The organism is Streptomyces sp. NPDC041108 (assembly GCF_055592645.1).
This window is the reverse complement of the sequence record NZ_JBVIYK010000008.1, coordinates 1-16,405: the sequence shown is the minus strand read 5'-3', so window position 1 is coordinate 16,405 and position 16,405 is coordinate 1. Positions and strand designations below refer to the sequence as shown.

Genomic DNA, 16,405 nt, shown 5'->3' with positions numbered 1-16,405 from the left:
ATGGCTACCGCGCTGTCGGGTCACATCGACGACCGTGATGGTTCGCCGACAAGGCTAGAGACTTCAGCCCCATGTGTCCACACCTCCCTCCGGACCAGCCGGGCTTTTGGGCCTGTTGTGGAGAGAGCTTCGCTCTGCGCTGATCAGCGATGCGCTACCGCTGCCGCTGCCGCTGCACCACCAACAGACCAAGAACATTCATTGTTCTTACAGCCTCAGAAACGTGGCTTCTTCCAGAGCCTGACGGCGGGTTGCCCGAAGGCATCGCGCTCCAGGCAACCCGGCACGGAAGTGGTGACAGTCACCGCCGACACCGCCCGGGAGCAGGCCTTGAAAGCCGAGCAGCACTTCGCCTCCGGTGAGGAGCTGCCTCCGCTGTACGGGGTCCCCATCACCGTGAAGGACCTCACCGACACGGCCGGTGCAGTGTGCCCCCTCCCATCCCAATTTCTCCCGCAGCCGTCGGCTGCAACACCGAAGTGCTGGATGTGCTCGCGCAGCATGCGGACGAGTACCGGAGGTTTGGGGGCACGGGGCATGTGGCCATGGTTCCGCGCCGTTTCAGCGAGTGGATTTCGTGCACGGCACGCTATCTGGCCTGGTCAGAAGCATCGTCGGGAGTGTGGTGGGCTGATGGCGTGTCAGGGGACTGTCAGGCGGTGACCTTGCCGAAGATGTGGTTGGCGGGAGCGTCGGGGTCGTTGCCGTAGAAGAACTCTTCGAGTGCCTGATGGAACTCGTCACGGTCCAGTCCGCCGGAACCATCGAGGTCCAGAGCGGCGAAAACGGCGGCGCAGTCCTCGCCGGGGACGGCGGCGACCGAGTCGAACATCTGCTGGAACTCGGCCTGGTCGATCTTGCCGTCTCCGTTGAGGTCGACGAGGTCGAAGAAGCAGTTGGTGACCGGCGCAATCTGCTGCGGGTAGAGCGCACGGTCGGTCAGGACGCTCTTGAAGCCTTCGGTCATCTCTCGCACGTCGACCTTCCCGTCACCGTCCTGATCCATCGGGGCGATGACGTTCGACCAGAACTGGTCCATCCCCTCGGTGAGCCGGCGGACGGTCTCGGCATCAGGGGTCTCGCGGGCGCTGATGTAACGCTCGCTCATCTTGCGGACGTCGTGCTGGGTGATGAACCCGTCGCCGTCGACATCGGCGCCCCTGAACCACTGGCCGTACTTGAGATCTTGAAGTGCAGTCATGACTGCGCACCGTATTCACGCAGTTACGGCGGACGCAATCGTCCACGGGGAGGCCGGGCGCCCGGTCGGACCTGCCGGCCCGGCACCCGACGACGGTGAACACGGCAAACTCGCCCGTCGTCGCGTTGGCTTCGTTTCAGTGTTCGAGGTGTGGCGGTGTGAACGCGAGGACCTCCTCGACCGGCCCGTCGTAGACCTCGACGTCGACAAGAGCACTGTGCGCACTGGGTCCCTGGGACAGACGCGAGCACCCGCGGTCCCCGGTGAGGGTGTTCGGGTTGCCGTGGCGGTCCAGGGTTCCGCTCCGGCCCGGCTGGGCCGGATCCCACCACGCTCCGGTGGACAGCTGGATGACGCCGGGCATAACGGCGTCCGACAGGATGGCGCCCGCCAGGCAGCTGCCTCGGTCGTTGAAGACGCGCACGATCATGCCGTTCTCGATACCGCGTGATGCCGCGTCTCGCGGGTTGATCGTTACGGGCTCGCGGCCGTGGATCTTTGACTTGAGGCTGTGGCCACCGTTGTCGTACTGGCTGTGCAGGCGTGAGGCAGGCTGATTCGAGATCAGGTGCAGCGGGAAGCGGTCCGCCAGGTCGGCGCGAAGCCACTCCACGGGTTCGAACCATGTCGGATGTCCGGCGCAGTCGTCGTAGCCGAACGAGTCGATCTCCTCGGAGAAGATCTCGATCCGGCCCGACGGCGTCGTCAGGGGGAAGCGCTGCGGATCGGAGCGCAGTGCTTCGAAGCTGCCAGGAAACGGCCCGCTGAGTGCCGGCAGTTCGACACCGGAGGCGCGTTGCCAGAAGTCGTCGAAGTCTGGCAGGGCCGCGTCGTCACCGAGGTTCGCCCGTGTCTGGACGTAGAGGTGCCGGACCCATTCGATCTCGGAACGCGCCTGGGTGAACTTGCGCTCATAGCCGAGCCGGGCAGCCAAAGCAGCGAAGATCTGGTGGTCGGTGCGTGCCTCGCCCGCCGGCTCGCGGACCTTCGGCATCGCGACGAGGTGAGGGTCGGAGAACCCCGCAGCGAAGTCGTCACGCTCCAGGCTGGTCGCGACGGGAAGCACGATGTCGGCGAACTTCGCCGTGGTGTTCCACCAGGCTTCATGGACCACCACCGTGTCCGGGCGCTGCCAGGCTCGGGCGAGGCGGTGGAGGTCCTGGTGGTGGTGGAAGGGGTTTCCCCCGCACCAGTAGATCAGGCGCAGGTCCGGCAGGGTCAGGCGCTGACCGTCGTAGTCGATGGTGGCGCCCGGTTCCAGCAGGGTGTCGGCGATCCGGGCGACCGGAATGAAGTCCGCAACAGGATTCGCCACCCGCGGCATCGACGCCACAGACGGGCGGCCCGGGGCAACACCGGTCGCATCCATCGTTGCGTAGCCCGCGCCCCAGCCGCAGCCGGGCCGGCCGAGCGAACCCGCCATGGCAGCCAGGACGACCGACATCCAGATCGGCTGCTCACCGTGGTCCGCCCGCTGTACGGCGTAGTTGACCATGATGAGCGAACGCTGTGTGGAAAGGCGGCGGGCGAGATCGTGGATCGTTTCGCGGCTGATGCCTGTGATCCTCGCGGCCCAGTCGGCGTCCTTGACGACGCCGTCCTCGTCGCCGGTCAGGTAGGAGGCGAAGCGGTCGAACCCCTCGCAGCAGCGGGTGAGGAAGTCCTCGTCGTACCAGTCGTTGACCAGCATCGTGTGCGCGAGGCCGAGCATCAGGGCGGTGTCGGTGTTGGGGACGACCGGCAGCCACTCGGCGTCGAGGAAGTCGGCGGTGTCACTGCGGATCGGGCTGACGTTCACGAACCGCACCCCGGCCTCACGGCACTTCCGCTGCAGGTCCCGCGTCTGGTGCCGGGCCAGCCCGCCAGGGTTGATCTGGCTGTTCTTCAGAGCCAGTCCCCCGAACGCCACCACGAGCTCACAGCTCTCGGCGATCTCGTCCCACATCGGCATCCGGGACTGGTAGCTCCACGGAGCCCCGCCGATCACATGCGGAAGGATGACCTCAAGAGCGGCGGTGCTGTACGTGTTGCGCGAGTCGGTGTAGCCCCCGCCCAGCGCCAGGAACCGCTGGAGCTGACCCTGCGCTTGGTGGAACCCACCCGCGCTGGCCCAGCCGTACGAGCCGCCGAACACGGCGCTGTCCCCGTGCTGTGCGCGCACTCGGCGCAGTTCCTCGCTCACCAACGTGAGCGCGTCGTCCCAGCTGACCTCCACGAAGGCGTCCGCACCTCTGGCCGTTTCTTCGGCGCGCGGCGAGCCATCGAGCCACCCTTTGCGCACCGCGGGACGCAGCACACGCGCACTGTCCTCAGCAGCCGTCACCATGCCCGGGCCGATCGGCGACGGCGCGGGGTCATCACCCCGGGGCTCAATGCGCACCAGCCGACCCGAATCGACGACGGCTACGAAACTGCCCCAGTGCGTCGCCACGGGCACTCGTCTTTCCACCGTGCATCAACCTCATCCCTGAAGCTTCTCCGGCTCTCGAACAACGGCCGCTACACCACAGGGTTCCGCGTCAGTCAGCGGTCCGCAGGACACAGGCTCCCCCTGGCCGATGCCGCCCAACCCTGACGGTGCGCACCGCCCAGGACCACCGTCTGAATCCGCCGCCTGTCACCCCGCACGAACCCCCCACCCTGCGTGCGGCCGTGGCACTCACCGCGCTGCCGCCTCCTCTCGCCCCCGTCGCCGAGTCGCGCCTGGACCGACTGATCAATTCCAGCCACCAGGTCATCGTGAGCGGCACCAGCTACCGGCCCAGCAAACGACCGAAAGGGCCCATCGACCGGCCGAACCCAAGAACAAGTAGCCCTGCCGGGTGGAGGTTACGTCCAGGGAAGCGACCGAACGGCGTTCGCCGGCGTCCTGTACGTGCTGCGGACCGGCGTCGCCTGGCGTGATGTCCCCCGCGGAGACGGTGGGCTGCTCCGGCGTGACGGCCTGACCCCGGCTGCGGGACTGGACCGAGGCCGGCGTCTGGCCCCGCCTGCATGCCGCCTTGCTCGGCGCGTTGCGCCGCGCCGACTTGCTGGACCTGGACGACAGCGCCGTGGACGGCTAGCACCTCCGGGCTCTCAAAGGGGGATCACGTCGGTCCCTCCCCCGTCGACCGGGCCCGTCCCGGCTCCAAGCACCACCTGATCGTCTGACCGTCACGGGCCCCGCTCGCCGTCACGCTCACCGGTGGCAACAGACTTACGCAGCCGGAAGTTCAGCTTCTGCAGCCGGCCCTCAGCGCGCAGCACAGCCACCGCATCCTTCGGTGCGGCCTGCTGCTCGGCTTCGTTCAACGGATCGCACACCGCCGCGATGTGGTTGATCAATGCCTCTGCAAGGACCGCTCCGGACCGGCGAGCCTGTTCCTCGGCGACCGGCGCGGGGCACTGGCATGGCAGCGCCCGCCTCCGCCCGGTGAGGGCCAGGCGTGTGCATGACGGGACGCGTCGGAGCGGGTCAGTCCTCAGCCGAAGACCTGGTGGGGTACGGCGAGCAACGGCTGGAATTACACGGCGATGTGCTCCCACGTCACCTTGGAGGCGCGCCGCAGCATCCATTGGTAGAACTCGTAACCGTTGTCGATGTCGACGAAGTCCTCGACGTGCTCCACACCTTCTTGCCTCCACGTCACCCGGTAGATCGTCTTCTGCGCCGGGTACTGGGCAGCCTCCTCCTCGGCCTCGACTGCGGCGACTTGCGGCCGTGCGTTTACGGCCAGCTTCACGACGGCGCCTACTGCGGCCAATCCCACGGCCCACACCAACTTGCTACGCATCCGTTCCCCCCTTGTGTTCGGTTCAGCGGCGACGGTATCGGGTGTCGTCGCCAGCCGGGTCGTCGGCCTCGGCGTGGACCCACGTCGTGCTGGAGGCATCGAGCGGCAGCGGCTTGTAGCTCGATCGCGGTGTCCGGGCCGTCCCGCAGATCCGCCCACCGATCGGCGAGTCGAGACCTGACGCTCCGACGGCCACAGTGGTCACGCCCGTGATGCCGTCGCGGCAAAGCGGTAAGTTCATCTCGTGGATGACCGTGGTCACGTGTGGACACCGGCCAACGACACTCGCCTTGACCGAAATCGCGTGCCCCGTTCTCGCATCCCGCCGCCACTTCCATACCCGAAAAGCGATGGTCGTACAACTTTCAAGGATCTGCCGCCTCAGCATTCCCCTTGTGATCACACGTTGGCAAGGCGTAGTCACTGATGGATATGCCGACAGCTCATGTCTACTGAAAGGGAATTCGGCGGCTGCTGTCATGCCGGCTCGACGGCGCCGAGGACGGATTTTGTTGACCCTTGCGCGGAATGTAGAGAGGTGGCCCAATTGCCGGCACAGGACCTCAGTCCGCCGGGCGGCCCGGCGGACGGCCGGCGCGCGATCACCGCCGGCCATGGTTCGGCGTAGCCCGAACAGAGCCTCCGGCGCGGGCATTTGGGCCGCGACCTGCCGATTCCGCCAGCTTGATCGGCTACGCCACTCGACGGGGCGCCATCGCCGCAAGCCGGCCACCTGCTGGGTGACCGGCTCTGAGCCGCCCTCAGCCCTACCTCGCGAATGGGGCGTGCGCGGGGCGGTCGGCGCGTCGAACGCCGGTTTCCGAACGAGCGCCGGCGCCTCTGGCACTCGGATCAGCCGGTCTGTGCCGGCGTCCTCCCGCTCCGCCGAGACCGGCCCGTCGCAGCCGATCACGTGAAGGACGGAACGTTCGGCAGATGACAGACCGCCGCGAGCTGCTGCGCCGGGAGAGCGGAAGCGGGCGGGCTACTTGGCCTTGAAGCGGTCCGGCCGCACGAAGTCCAGGCCGTCGACGGTATGTTTGCCCAGCGCCTCGTGTGCGGCGATATGGCCATATCCGGTGGCCATTTTGAAGCCCTTTCCGGAGAATCCGGTGGCGCAGTAGATGCTGCTGTTCTCGTCCAGCCAGCCGAGGAGGGGGTGCCGGTCCTCGGTGAAGAGGTCGGGGAAGGCGTCGGAGCGCACGATGGTGGGGGTCAGGCCGGGGAAGAATTCGGTGACGATATCGGTGACTTTCGCGATTTCTTCCCGGGTGAGTTCTCTGGGGACGGTGTCCGGGTCGGGGGTTTCCCTTCCACGCCCGTCCAGCGGCCCGTCCACCGATGCCTTGACCGTCACGCCGTCGACGGCGGGTGCGCCGTACAGGGAGCGATCGCCGTAGAGCCGGCTGAAGACGGGGAAGTTCTCCGGCGAGAACTGTGTGCCGTCCTGGGCGATGAACCAGGTCAGGACGATCCGATGGGTTTCCGTGACGGCCTTGAGGTGGTCGGGCATGAGCCGTCGGGACCAGCCGCCCGAGGCGACGATGACCTTCTCGAACGTCCAGGTCCTGTCGCCCGAGGTGACGACCACGCCGTGTTCGGTTTCGGTGATGCTGTCCACGGGCGTGTTCTGCAGGACGGTGGCGCCGCCTGCCCGGGCCGCCGCGACGGCGGCGCTGACGGCGCGGTCGGTGCGCAGAACGCCGGCGTGGGGGTCGTAGATGGCGCAGTCGTCGGGGCGGAGGTTGTGCTGGGGGTAGCGGTCCGCCATCTCCTCCCGGCCGAGGATGCGGTGCTCGGCTCCGGTGATGCGTGTTGCCTGGAGGAGGTTGTTGATGAAGGTGCCGTTCGCCGTCCCGATGGACAGGCCTCCGGTAGTCGTGAGGATCTCCTGCCCGGTTTCCGCTTCGAGCTCGGCCCACAGGCTGCGGGAACGTTCGATGATGGGGTAATAGTCGGGTTTCCCGTAGTAGACCATGCGGAACAGGCGGGTGTCCCCGCCCACGGCACTGCGGCCGTGGGCGGGGGTGGCGGCCTCGAAGCCCACTACCGAGTCGGAGAGCCGGGATGCCTGCCACAGGGCCATGCTTCCGATGCTGCCCAAACCGATGACTGCGAGTTTGGCGTCCATATGAGCATTTCCATTCGTTTACTCGTGGAGTCCGGCGAGTCGGCTGCCGAATCTGGCCAGGAGGGAGGTCTTGCTGGAACCCCTGCGCTCTTCCCACTGGTCAGCGATACCGAAGAGCCGGTACATGGCGTGAACGCCCAGCCAGCGGATGGGCTCCGGTTCCCACTTCGGTGCCCGGTAGCCGACCCAGGGAAGGGTGGTCCGCTCGGTTTCCTTCTCGAAGGCGAGCTCCACGAGAGTCCTGCCGCCGACGTAGGCAGACGTGACACCGTGTCCCGCGTAGCCGGTGGACGAGCCGATCCCGGATGCCGGATCCCAGTGCACGCCGCCGTTCCAGTCACGCGTGACGCCCAGGACTCCCGACCAGGCGTGGTCCACCTCGAAGGGAACGCCCGGGAAGAAGGAACTGAGCTTGTGCGAGATCAGGTCGATGGTGGACTGGGCGGTCGCACCGGCTCCCCCCGTGCCGGACCCGAACCGGTAGGGAACACCGCGGCCCCCCATGGCGATACGTCCGTCCGCTGTCCGTTGGGCGTAGATGAAGGTGTGCGCGGAGTCGTTGAGGCACTGCGGCCCGTCCCAGCCGATCTTCTGCCATGCCTCCTCCGACAGGGGCTTGGTCACGATCATCGAGGAATTGACAGGGATCAGGGTCCGGCTGCCCAGCAGTTGTCCCGAATAGCCTTCGGTGCAGATGAACGTCCTGGCCGCGGTGACGCGTCCGTCGGCCAGGCTGAGGGTCCTGCCCTCGACACTGTCCACTCGGCTGCCCTCATAGATCCTGACCCCCATGGAGGTCAGCGTGTCGGCGAGGCCGTAGACGAGTTTCGCGGGGTGGAGCCGCGCGCAGTGCCTGTAGAAGAGCCCGCCGTGAACGGTGGAGATGTTGATCCGGGACCTGAACTCGTCCCGGTCGAGCAGGTGGACTTCGTCGTCGGTCAGCCCGTACTTCAGCTCGGCATCACGCCTCGTGACAAGCCGGCCCAGCCCCGCCCGGGTGTGGGCCGCCACGAGCGCGCCACCCTTGTGCTGATCGGCATCGATGCCCTCGGCCTGGAGGATGTCCAGGACGGAGTCGACACCGGCGACGAATTCCTGCTGCAGTGCCCGGCTGGCTCCCAGCCCGCCTCCGGCGCGGGCGAAGGTGGCACGGTTTCCTGGAGGCATGGCCGAGAGCCAGCCACCGTTGCGTCCTGATGCGCCGTAGCCCACCTGTTCGGCCTCGAAGACGGCGACCGAGAGCGACGGTTCGAACTTCTTGGCGAAGTACGCCGCCCACAGGCCGGTGTAACCGCCGCCGACAATGGCCACGTCCACGGAGTCCTGGCCGGTGAAACGGGGGAACGACGGCCTCTTGTCGGCCAGTTGGGCCATCCAGAAGCCAAGCTCTCCGTTTCGCGGTGGTGCCGCAAGGGCGTTCATGGTGCGTCCTTCTTCTGTGTCTGGGACCGGGGGGCGGGGCTGGAAGGCGGCGTAGCCGCCGTCGACGGGGAGGGTTGCCCCGTCGAGGTGGGGGACTCCGACGACGCGGGGGGGGGCGCGTCACCGATCTCCTCGGGGGTGGCGGCGCGTCGGACAGGGATTCGCCCCCCACCCCGCGCCCGTGGAGGCCGGTTCACCGCCCCACCACTGTTGCGCCTGCTCTACACCGCGGTGCAGACCATCTGGATCTCGACCGGACTGTTGAGCGGCAGTCCGGCGACACCGATCGCGGTGCGGGCGTGCCGGCCGTTGTCGCCCAGTACCTCGATGAGGAGTTCACTGGCCGCGTTGGCGACCTGCGACTGCTCACCGAAGTCCGGCGTGCTTGCCACGAAGACCAGCATCTGCACGATCCGGACCCGCTCCAGATCCCCCACCGCCTGCACAGCGGCGGCAAGGCAGTTGAGCACGGCATGGCGGGCGAGTGAGCGCGCCGTCTCCAGCTCCACGTCCCGGCCGACAACGCCCTGCCCCACCAGCTCGCCGTCCTTGAAGGGGAGTTGGCCGGAGAGATGGATGATGGAGCCCACCGTCCGGTGAGGCACGAGGTACGTGGTGCCGGCGAGGACGGGTAGCTTCAGTCCCAGGGCCTGAAGCCTTTCTGAAGCCGAGTCACCCTTGACGGTTTGAGGCAGGGGCTGAGTCATGCCGCCACCGTCTCGGTGTGGATCATTTCCTCAGTTCTCCGTTCAGGCTCACCGTCAGGGACGCGGGAGGCCGAAGAGGACCGGGAGGTCGGCGATGTCGGTGATCCGCTCGTAGCCGAGCCAGTGCTCGTCGTGCTCCCAGCCGCGGTCCATGTACACCTTGTTCTTGATGCCCATGATCGCCGCGGAGCGCAGGTCATACATCGGGCTCGCGGAGACGTGCACCAGCTCGTCGGGTGTCACGCCGAGCTTGTCGAACATGTAGTCGAACGCGCCGAGTCGCGGCTTGTAGATGCCCATCTCCTCGGCGCTGATGACGACCTCGAACGGGGCCTTCAGGTTCTCCGCGAGGCGCTTGGCGTGCGCGGTGTCGCTGTTCGTGATGATGACCAACGGGACCGCCTCGGCCAAGCGGTTCAGCGCCTCGGTGACCCCGGGGTACGGGCCCCAGGTGGGGACGGTCTCGTACACCGCCCGCGCGTCTTCCTCGCGGTACTCGAGACCGACCTTGCGCGAGGCGCGTTCCATGGAGCGGGCGACGACCTGGTGGAACGGCTGGTAGGCGCCCGTGCACTCGTCGATCCGGTACGCCTTGCAGATCCGCAGGAACTCATCGGCGACCTCGGCCGGCAGCCGGTCACCCAGAACCTCGCGCATCGTGTCGTTGATGCTGAACTTGATCAGCGTTCCGTTCATGTCGAACGTCACGAACTTGGGCTTGACGTCGAATCCCACTGGTCCTCCTAGCGTCTCCGTGGAGCACGGGCCATTTGGTCGATTGTCGACCATCTAGTTGTTGGATTGTCGACTGCAGAGCTGGCGACTGTCAACAGTGTCTGAGGAGCGTCCTGGCCGACCCGGGCGTCAACCACCTGCCGGCCCAGGCAGTTTCCGTGCCGGGGAAGCGACTTGAGGCGTAGAGGCAAAATCCGGCAGAGGTATAGTCGACAAACGACCAAGTGGTCGACAAGCACCGAGGGAGGGCGACGGGTGGACCACAGATTCGAGTGGCAGGAGCAGCGGATGACGACGCCGGACGGCGTCTACCGCACACTGCGTGCGGCCATCCTCGATGGGACCGTACCTCCCGGTGGCCAGCTGCGTGAGGCGCACATCGCCTCGGATCTCGGGATCAGCCGGGCCCCGCTGCGCGAGGCCCTGACCAAGCTGGAGGAGGAAGGGCTCGTCGTGAAGTTCCCCTACCGGGGGGCGTTCGTCGCAGAGGTGAGCCCACGCGAGGTCGCCGAGATCGACTCGGTCCGGCTGCATGTCGAACCCTACGCCGCCGAGCTCTCGGCCGAAGCCCTGCGCGGTCGTGAACGGCCGCAGCTGCTGCAAACCGTCGAGGATCTCCGTCGGGCGATGGAGAAGAACGACATCCCGGCCAGCATCGACGCGCACCTGCGCTTCCACCGGCTCTTCTACGATCTCTCGGGGCACGGCATCCTGCAGGGTCTCTGGAACGGCTGGGAGACCAGGCTGCGCCTCTACCTCAGTGTCGATCACCGTACTTACAGTGACAACCCGCAGCAACTGGTCGTCGAGCACGAGAGGTTGGCCGCGGTTGCCCTGGAAGGGGACGCCGACGCGTTCCGTCAGGAACTGGCTGCCCATTTCCCCATGGGGCTGCGAGCCCAGGCGAGAGACGCGGGAGAGCCGACACACCGGCACGTATGAGGCCATGCCGCCTGTGCGCGGTGTCCGGGCCCGGTCCTCACCGTGACATTGCAGCCCCCTGCCGAAAGCCGGTAGCAGGCTCGCACCGCCGACGCACCGTCAACGCGATCTTGTAGCGGATCTCGCATGTAGACGCCTGCCCGCCAGCGCGGTGGGACGGGGCGACGGGTCGGGGCGACAGGTCGGTGGACGGGGTGTTCACGGCCGCGGGGCAGCTGCGCGAAGTCCTGGGCCCCTCCCCCATGTGCCAGGATCGGCCGGACTCCGTCCGGAGCAGTGTCCCCGCATCCTCTGAAGGAGTCTCGCGCCACCGTGACCAGGCCGGTACGCCGATGCCACCGAGTTCGTCGAGGATGCGCGAGTGCGGCCCGGCCGGGCCGCACTCGCGCACCTTCGACCCCTGGGCGAAACCGCGGATGCGCGGTCGGCGAGGTCGGCCTCACCCGGAGGCGACTGTCTCCTGGACCGCAGGGCGAGTCCGTGAAGGCGCCCCCTGCGAGGCGCATGCGTTGCCGGTGGTCGGCGCGATCCCTGAAGTCCCGGCGGGGCGTCGGCAAAGCTCGGTGGACCGTAGGGGGCGGCCTTGACGGCGCTCGGCCGACCGTCACTCGACGCCGTCGTCGAACTCGTCACCACGGGCTTGCGGCCAGGCGCTGCGGGCCTTGCCGGGACAACCGCGCGGCAGGTCGAGCTGCCCCCGTGGCGTGAGGATGCCGTCGGGCGTGAGGTCGACCATCCGTGCCCCTCGCTCTGGAATCCGCCGCCGTCAGCGACCGTCCTGTGGACCGGCGTGCCGCGCACGCTGGCCCATGCCGAACCGGATGAGACCGGCGAGCGCGCTCGTGGTGACGACCGTCGCTACCGGAAGCAGCGGATGGGCCGCACACGATGCGCTCAGCTTGCACTCGACGCCGAGGCGCGTATTGACAGTGTCCGACGGGCAGCCATATGGTCGACAAACGACAATGTGGCGGTGGATTTAAGCCACCATGCGGCGCTTTGTCGCCACAGTCGTTCGAGAGGAGGACTGAGTGCAGATGATCAGAATTCACAAGATGCGGTTTCGCGTAGCGAACTGCGAGGGTTTGTGCCCTGCGCCGTCCGAGGCGGTGGCACGATGAGCGGGCGCGTGGCCTCGGTAGCGCACACCGGCTCGGCTTCCGATCGGCTCCAGGCCCTGGGGCTGGCCCTTCCCGAGCTCCGCGAGAACCCGTACTACGTGCACCATCGGAATGTGGATTCCAGCATCTACATTTCAGGCCAACTTCCTTACAAGGACGGTTGGTTGCTGGGGCAGGGCGTTGTCGGCCGGGACGTGGAGCTGGAGACGGCGCGCTCACTCGCCCGCCATGCCGTGCTCAACTGCCTTGCCGCCGCTGTGCAGGCGGTGGGGGATCTGGAGCGGGTCCGGATCGTGCAGATGCTGGTCTTCGTGGCAAGCACGCCGGACTTCGGTGAGCAGTCGCAGGTCGCCAACGCGGCCAGTGAACTCCTCATCGAGGTACTGGGCGACAACGGCCGGCACGCCCGCACCGCGATCGGTGTCGCCGGACTGCCGCTCAACAGTCCGGTCGAGATCCAGATGGTCTGCACCGCGGTGTAGAGCAGGCGCAACAGTGGTGGGGCGCGAGCACTCGCGATGCCGCGACCGCGCGTCGGTATCCCGGGGCTCGGCATCGGCGGCCCCGGTCATTCCCCGTCAGAACCACAAGGAGGGCAGCGTGAACCGGCTGCAACGAGCACTCGACGCTCTGGTCGAGCGGATCGACACCCCCGCGCCGATCGTGCTGGTCGACGTCATGCAGGGCAACATCGACCGCATCCAGGGCTTCGCCGACCAGCGCGACCTCAAGGTCAGGCCGCACGTCAAGACGCACAAGTGCGTGGAGATCGGGCGACGCCAGATCGAGGCCGGCGCGGTCGGGATCACCGCGGGAAACGTCGGTGAGGCCGAGGTCTTCGCCGCGGCCGGCTTCGACGACATCTTCCTCGCCTACCCGGTCTGGGCCGCCGGAACGAAACGAGCCCGGATCCGTCGGCTCGCCGAGTCCGTCCGGCTGCGGGTAGGCGTCGACAACGTCGCGGCGATCGAGGCCCTCGCCGACGCGATGGGAGACGAACCGGAGCGGCTGCAGGTCGTGATCGAGGTCGACTGTGGAGCCCGTCGCTCCGGGGCGCCGCCCGAGGCCGCGGGTGATCTCGCGCTCGCCGCCCGCAAGCGCGGTCCGGTGCCTGTGGGCGTCTTCACGTATCCCGGTCACGGTGGCGCAGGTCGGGACGTTCGTCAGCGCGCCGCGCAGGATCAGGAGGCCGCGCTCACCACCGCCGTACGCAGCCTCGCCGGTGTCGGGGTCACCCCTGAGGTGGTCAGCGCCGGCTCCACGCCCACCCTGGAGTTCTCCACCAGCAGTGTGATCACCGAGATCCGTCCCGGCGAGTACGTCTTCGGTGATCTGAACAACGCCCGGCTGGGCTCCTGCGAGGAAGACCAGATCGCGCTGTTCGTCGCCGGCACCGTGGTCAGCGACTGGGTCCCCGGCCAGGTCATCCTCGATGTGGGCACCAAGGCCCTCAGTCGTGAAGGCAGCCCGGAGATCGGCTACGGCGGCATCGCCGGCACGAAGGCGGTCCTGGGCAAGCTCAACGAGTACCACGGATTCCTCCCGCTGCCGGACGGCGAGTTCCGCCCCAGCGTCGGCACCGTCGTACCGGTCGTGCCGAACCACGTGTGTCCGGTCGTCCTCGGCTTCGAGGAACTGATCGTCACCGACAGCACGGGCACCTCGCTGGAGCGCTGGCCGGTCGACGCCCGCGGATTCCTCAACTGACCGGCACGGGACAAGACCCTCGTCCTGCCCGCCCCCCTCCCCCGACCGACCTCCCCCGAGATAGGAGTGCCCGACATGAGACTCAAGAACGTCACGGCCCTGGTGACAGGCGCCAGCAGTGGCATAGGGCAGGCGGTGAGTTCCCACTTCCGCCGTGAGGGCGGGCGGCTGTTGCTCACCGGCCGCAGGGAACGGCTCGACAGCACTCAGCCCGACGACCTGTACGTTCCCGGAGACCTCAACGACGAGGCGTTCGTCGAGCACCTGGCCAAGCAGGCAGCGGAGTCCTTCGGCACCGTCGACGTCGTCGTCCTCAACCACGGCCTGCAGGCCGCCGGTCCGCTCACCGAGGTGGCCTGCGACGACGCGAGGAACGTGCTGGAGAGCAACCTGCTCAGCGCGTTCCTGGTGATGAAGCACTTCGCGCCGCTGATGCCCGAGACCGGTGGCTCGTTCGTCTGCGTCAGTTCACGGCTGGGCATGGTCGGCATGGCCGGGCAGGTCCTGTATTCCGCCGCGAAGGGGGGCCTCATCATGCTCGCCAAGGGCGCCGCGATCGAGTGGGCCCCGCGCAACATCCGCGTCAACGTCGTCGCTCCTGGCCTGACCGCCACCCCGGTCATCGAAGCGGCGTTCCAGCGCAGGCCCGACCCCGAGGCCTACCGCCGCGAGCGCGAGAACACGATCCCGCTCCAGCGCCTCGCCACCCCTGAAGAGGTCGCCGACGCGGTGCTCTTCTTCGCATCGTCGGAGTCGTCGTACGTGACCGGATCGGTCCTGACCGTCGACGGCGGGTACACCGCCTCCTGAGCCGTGCCGGGTATCTGCCCCGGCACGGGGCTGAACGACCCGGTTCTCCGTCTCGCCTTCTCTCCCCCCCGGTGCCCCACAGGGGCCCGTGCCAGTGGCCGCGGCTGCCGACTTCTCACGCGCAAGACGAACAACATGTCGCTCCTGAAGGCCATCGGCACCCATCCCTCCTTCACACCGCGCGAGTCCGGCCCACTCCCGGAACGCCTGATCTCCGGCAACCCCGCCTTCAGGACCTGGGCACAGGGCGTCACTCGTGCGGAAACGATCCATACGGGTGCCTGAGAAGCCACGCCCGGCCAGATGCGCACGATCAAGGGCGAGACCTTCGAGTCCTGGCACATCCTCTCGGGCATCGTCGACTCACATCCGATTGGCGGCGAGCCGGTGGTCTACGAGACCGGCGACAGCTTCGTCATGAAGCCGGGCTACGTCGGCGTCTGGAAGACCATCGAACCCGTACGCAAGATCTACGTGACCATGCTGTGACGCCGACCCCGCGCGTCCCGATCATCTTCGAGACTTCTCCCGAAGCCACCTGCTGAGCGATGTCGCCGAGGTCGACGCACCGCTCGGCCCGTCCCTCAGCGGCAGTCCCCCTCTGCCTTCGCTCTCACGAGTGCCCGCATGCCGCAGCTCTGATGAGGACCGACATCACCCCCGCTGGCCACCGCCTGCCACGGCTCCAGCCTCCCCGCACCCGCGAGGTAAAGCCCCGCACAACTGGTTCCACCGCGTCCCCCTATGAGGAGTATTGCCATGAGTGATGCCCAGATCGGTCGTAGAGCGCTCCTGCGTGGAGCAGGCGGCCTCGCCGCCCTCACTGCACTTCCTTCCCTCGCCGCCTGCGGTACCGGCTCCAGCCGGACGGCCGGCGGCAGCGGCGGCAAGGGTTCCAAGACGGTGGTCGTCCGTGACAGCGGCGGTTCCTACGGAGCGGCCCTGCAGAAGGCGATCTACACGCCGTTCACGCAGGAGACCGGGATCCAGGTGAAGGTGCTGAACCTGGACGACGCTCCGCTGCTGGCGCAGATCAAGCAGGGCCGGCCGCAGTGCGACCTGATCAACAACTCGATGATGTCGCACTCCAAGTACGTGAAGCAGGATGCGCTGGAGGCGCTGGACCTGGACCGGGTCAAGAGCGTGAAGAGCGCGAAGATCCCCGACAACCAGATCACCGACCATGCCGTCGGCAGCAGCTTCTACGGTCAGTGCATCGCGTACCGCACGGATGCCTTCGGCGGTAAGACGCCGGAGTCGTGGGCGGACTTCTGGGACACGAAGACGTTCAAGGGTGCCCGGGCGATGGTTCACCCGGACGGTGACCTCCCGGAGTTGGAGTTCGCGCTGCTGGCCGACGGCGTGCCGATGGACAAGCTGTATCCGCTGGATGTGGAGCGGGCGTTCAAGGTGCTGACCCGGTTGCGGGGTGACATCAAGAAGTTCTGGGACAGTGGCCCGCTGCCTGGTGTGCTGCTGAGCCGCCAGGAGGTGACGATGTCGACCGTCTGGGACGGCCGGATCGCCGACCTGCAGAAGCAGGGCGTCCCGGTGGAGAGGCAGCTCAACGGGATGCGCCGCCAGTTCTCGGGTTACGCGATCGCCAAGGGTGCGGCCAACGCGGACAACGCCTACCAACTGATGGACTTCTCCCTGAGCGCCGACAGCCAGGCCAACCTGGCCAAGGCATTCCCCTCGAACCCGGCTTCTCCGTTGGCCTACGCAGAGCTGACCGAGGACGAGCGCAACGCGCTGGCTGGTGCGCCGAAGTATTACGACAAGGGTTTCGACGCTGACATCGACTGGTGGCTGAAGAACGAGGCTGCCGTCACCAAGCGCTGGCTGGAGTGGGC

The 16,405-nt window shown here is 67.5% G+C and carries 15 protein-coding genes and 2 pseudogenes; 8 read left to right on the top strand and 9 right to left on the bottom strand.

The window, feature by feature from the left end; translation table 11 throughout:
- Window positions 1–663, top strand: a complete 663-nt coding sequence (locus ACZ6BB_RS22980) for an amidase family protein (protein ID WP_471617038.1) — start codon at window positions 1–3, stop codon at window positions 661–663.
- Here ACZ6BB_RS22980 and ACZ6BB_RS22975 read toward each other — a convergent pair.
- Entirely contained in the window at window positions 653–1,201 is a 549-nt protein-coding gene (locus ACZ6BB_RS22975; RefSeq protein ID WP_471617037.1) for an EF-hand domain-containing protein, read from the bottom strand. The two genes, ACZ6BB_RS22980 and ACZ6BB_RS22975, sit on opposite strands and share 11 nt — an antisense overlap.
- Window positions 1,202–1,337: 136 nt before the next feature.
- Complete coding sequence (locus ACZ6BB_RS22970) at window positions 1,338–3,632, bottom strand: molybdopterin-dependent oxidoreductase (RefSeq protein ID WP_471617036.1); 2,295 nt, start codon at window positions 3,630–3,632, stop codon at window positions 1,338–1,340.
- Window positions 3,633–4,046: 414 nt separating this feature from the next.
- Here ACZ6BB_RS22970 and ACZ6BB_RS22965 point away from each other — a divergent pair.
- Window positions 4,047–4,351 (top strand): annotated as a pseudogene (locus ACZ6BB_RS22965) (transposase); the annotation flags it as partial.
- A 6-nt stretch (window positions 4,352–4,357) separates the two neighbouring features.
- Here ACZ6BB_RS22965 and ACZ6BB_RS22960 read toward each other — a convergent pair.
- The 7 genes from ACZ6BB_RS22960 to ACZ6BB_RS22930 form a co-directional block, all read right to left on the bottom strand.
- Window positions 4,358–4,528 carry a hypothetical protein gene (locus tag ACZ6BB_RS22960; protein ID WP_471617035.1) on the bottom strand — a complete coding sequence of 57 codons (171 nt, stop codon included), beginning with the start codon at window positions 4,526–4,528 and terminating at the stop codon, window positions 4,358–4,360.
- A gap of 179 nt (window positions 4,529–4,707) precedes the next feature.
- The gene (locus ACZ6BB_RS22955) at window positions 4,708–4,977 is read right to left on the bottom strand and encodes a hypothetical protein (RefSeq protein WP_471617034.1); all 270 of its coding nucleotides are present in this window, start codon (window positions 4,975–4,977) and stop codon (window positions 4,708–4,710) included.
- A gap of 22 nt (window positions 4,978–4,999) precedes the next feature.
- Window positions 5,000–5,239 carry a hypothetical protein gene (locus ACZ6BB_RS22950; RefSeq protein ID WP_471617033.1) on the bottom strand — a complete coding sequence of 80 codons (240 nt, stop codon included), beginning with the start codon at window positions 5,237–5,239 and terminating at the stop codon, window positions 5,000–5,002.
- 723 nt (window positions 5,240–5,962) lie between these two features.
- Window positions 5,963–7,108, bottom strand: a complete 1,146-nt coding sequence (gene solA, locus ACZ6BB_RS22945) for an N-methyl-L-tryptophan oxidase (RefSeq protein WP_471617032.1) — start codon at window positions 7,106–7,108, stop codon at window positions 5,963–5,965.
- A gap of 18 nt (window positions 7,109–7,126) precedes the next feature.
- Window positions 7,127–8,530, bottom strand: coding sequence for an NAD(P)/FAD-dependent oxidoreductase (locus tag ACZ6BB_RS22940; protein ID WP_471617031.1), 1,404 nt, complete (start codon window positions 8,528–8,530; stop codon window positions 7,127–7,129).
- Between the two features lie 221 nt (window positions 8,531–8,751).
- A complete protein-coding gene (locus tag ACZ6BB_RS22935) occupies window positions 8,752–9,237 on the bottom strand; it encodes a RidA family protein (RefSeq protein ID WP_471617030.1) in 486 nt (161 codons plus the stop codon).
- Window positions 9,238–9,291: 54 nt separating this feature from the next.
- On the bottom strand, window positions 9,292–9,972 hold the full coding sequence (locus ACZ6BB_RS22930; protein WP_471617029.1) for a haloacid dehalogenase type II: 681 nt from the start codon (window positions 9,970–9,972) through the stop codon (window positions 9,292–9,294).
- A 288-nt stretch (window positions 9,973–10,260) separates the two neighbouring features.
- Here ACZ6BB_RS22930 and ACZ6BB_RS22925 point away from each other — a divergent pair, with 288 nt between their 5' ends.
- From ACZ6BB_RS22925 to ACZ6BB_RS22900, 6 genes and pseudogenes are all read left to right on the top strand, one after another.
- On the top strand, window positions 10,261–10,914 hold the full coding sequence (locus ACZ6BB_RS22925) for a GntR family transcriptional regulator (protein WP_471617028.1): 654 nt from the start codon (window positions 10,261–10,263) through the stop codon (window positions 10,912–10,914).
- A gap of 583 nt (window positions 10,915–11,497) precedes the next feature.
- Entirely contained in the window at window positions 11,498–12,517 is a 1,020-nt protein-coding gene (locus ACZ6BB_RS22920; protein ID WP_471617027.1) for a RidA family protein, read from the top strand.
- A gap of 118 nt (window positions 12,518–12,635) precedes the next feature.
- On the top strand, window positions 12,636–13,742 hold the full coding sequence (locus ACZ6BB_RS22915) for an alanine racemase (RefSeq protein ID WP_471617026.1): 1,107 nt from the start codon (window positions 12,636–12,638) through the stop codon (window positions 13,740–13,742).
- Window positions 13,743–13,817: 75 nt separating this feature from the next.
- Window positions 13,818–14,552, top strand: a complete 735-nt coding sequence (locus ACZ6BB_RS22910; RefSeq protein ID WP_471617025.1) for an SDR family NAD(P)-dependent oxidoreductase — start codon at window positions 13,818–13,820, stop codon at window positions 14,550–14,552.
- A gap of 297 nt (window positions 14,553–14,849) precedes the next feature.
- Window positions 14,850–15,041: pseudogene (locus tag ACZ6BB_RS22905) on the top strand (cupin domain-containing protein); the annotation flags it as partial.
- A 270-nt stretch (window positions 15,042–15,311) separates the two neighbouring features.
- A partial coding sequence (locus ACZ6BB_RS22900; protein WP_471617024.1) for an ABC transporter substrate-binding protein occupies window positions 15,312–16,405 on the top strand: 1,094 nt, incomplete at its 3' end.

Coding starts and splice junctions, on each gene's coding strand:
- ACZ6BB_RS22940 (WP_471617031.1), bottom strand. CDS start 8,530: ATGAACGCCCTTGCGGCACCACCGCGAAACGGAGAGCTTGGCTTCTGG.
- solA (WP_471617032.1), bottom strand. CDS start 7,108: ATGGACGCCAAACTCGCAGTCATCGGTTTGGGCAGCATCGGAAGCATG.
- ACZ6BB_RS22925 (WP_471617028.1), top strand. CDS start 10,261: ATGACGACGCCGGACGGCGTCTACCGCACACTGCGTGCGGCCATCCTC.
- ACZ6BB_RS22975 (WP_471617037.1), bottom strand. CDS start 1,201: ATGACTGCACTTCAAGATCTCAAGTACGGCCAGTGGTTCAGGGGCGCC.
- ACZ6BB_RS22910 (WP_471617025.1), top strand. CDS start 13,818: ATGAGACTCAAGAACGTCACGGCCCTGGTGACAGGCGCCAGCAGTGGC.
- ACZ6BB_RS22935 (WP_471617030.1), bottom strand. CDS start 9,237: ATGACTCAGCCCCTGCCTCAAACCGTCAAGGGTGACTCGGCTTCAGAA.
- ACZ6BB_RS22980 (WP_471617038.1), top strand. CDS start 1: ATGGCTACCGCGCTGTCGGGTCACATCGACGACCGTGATGGTTCGCCG.
- ACZ6BB_RS22955 (WP_471617034.1), bottom strand. CDS start 4,977: ATGCGTAGCAAGTTGGTGTGGGCCGTGGGATTGGCCGCAGTAGGCGCC.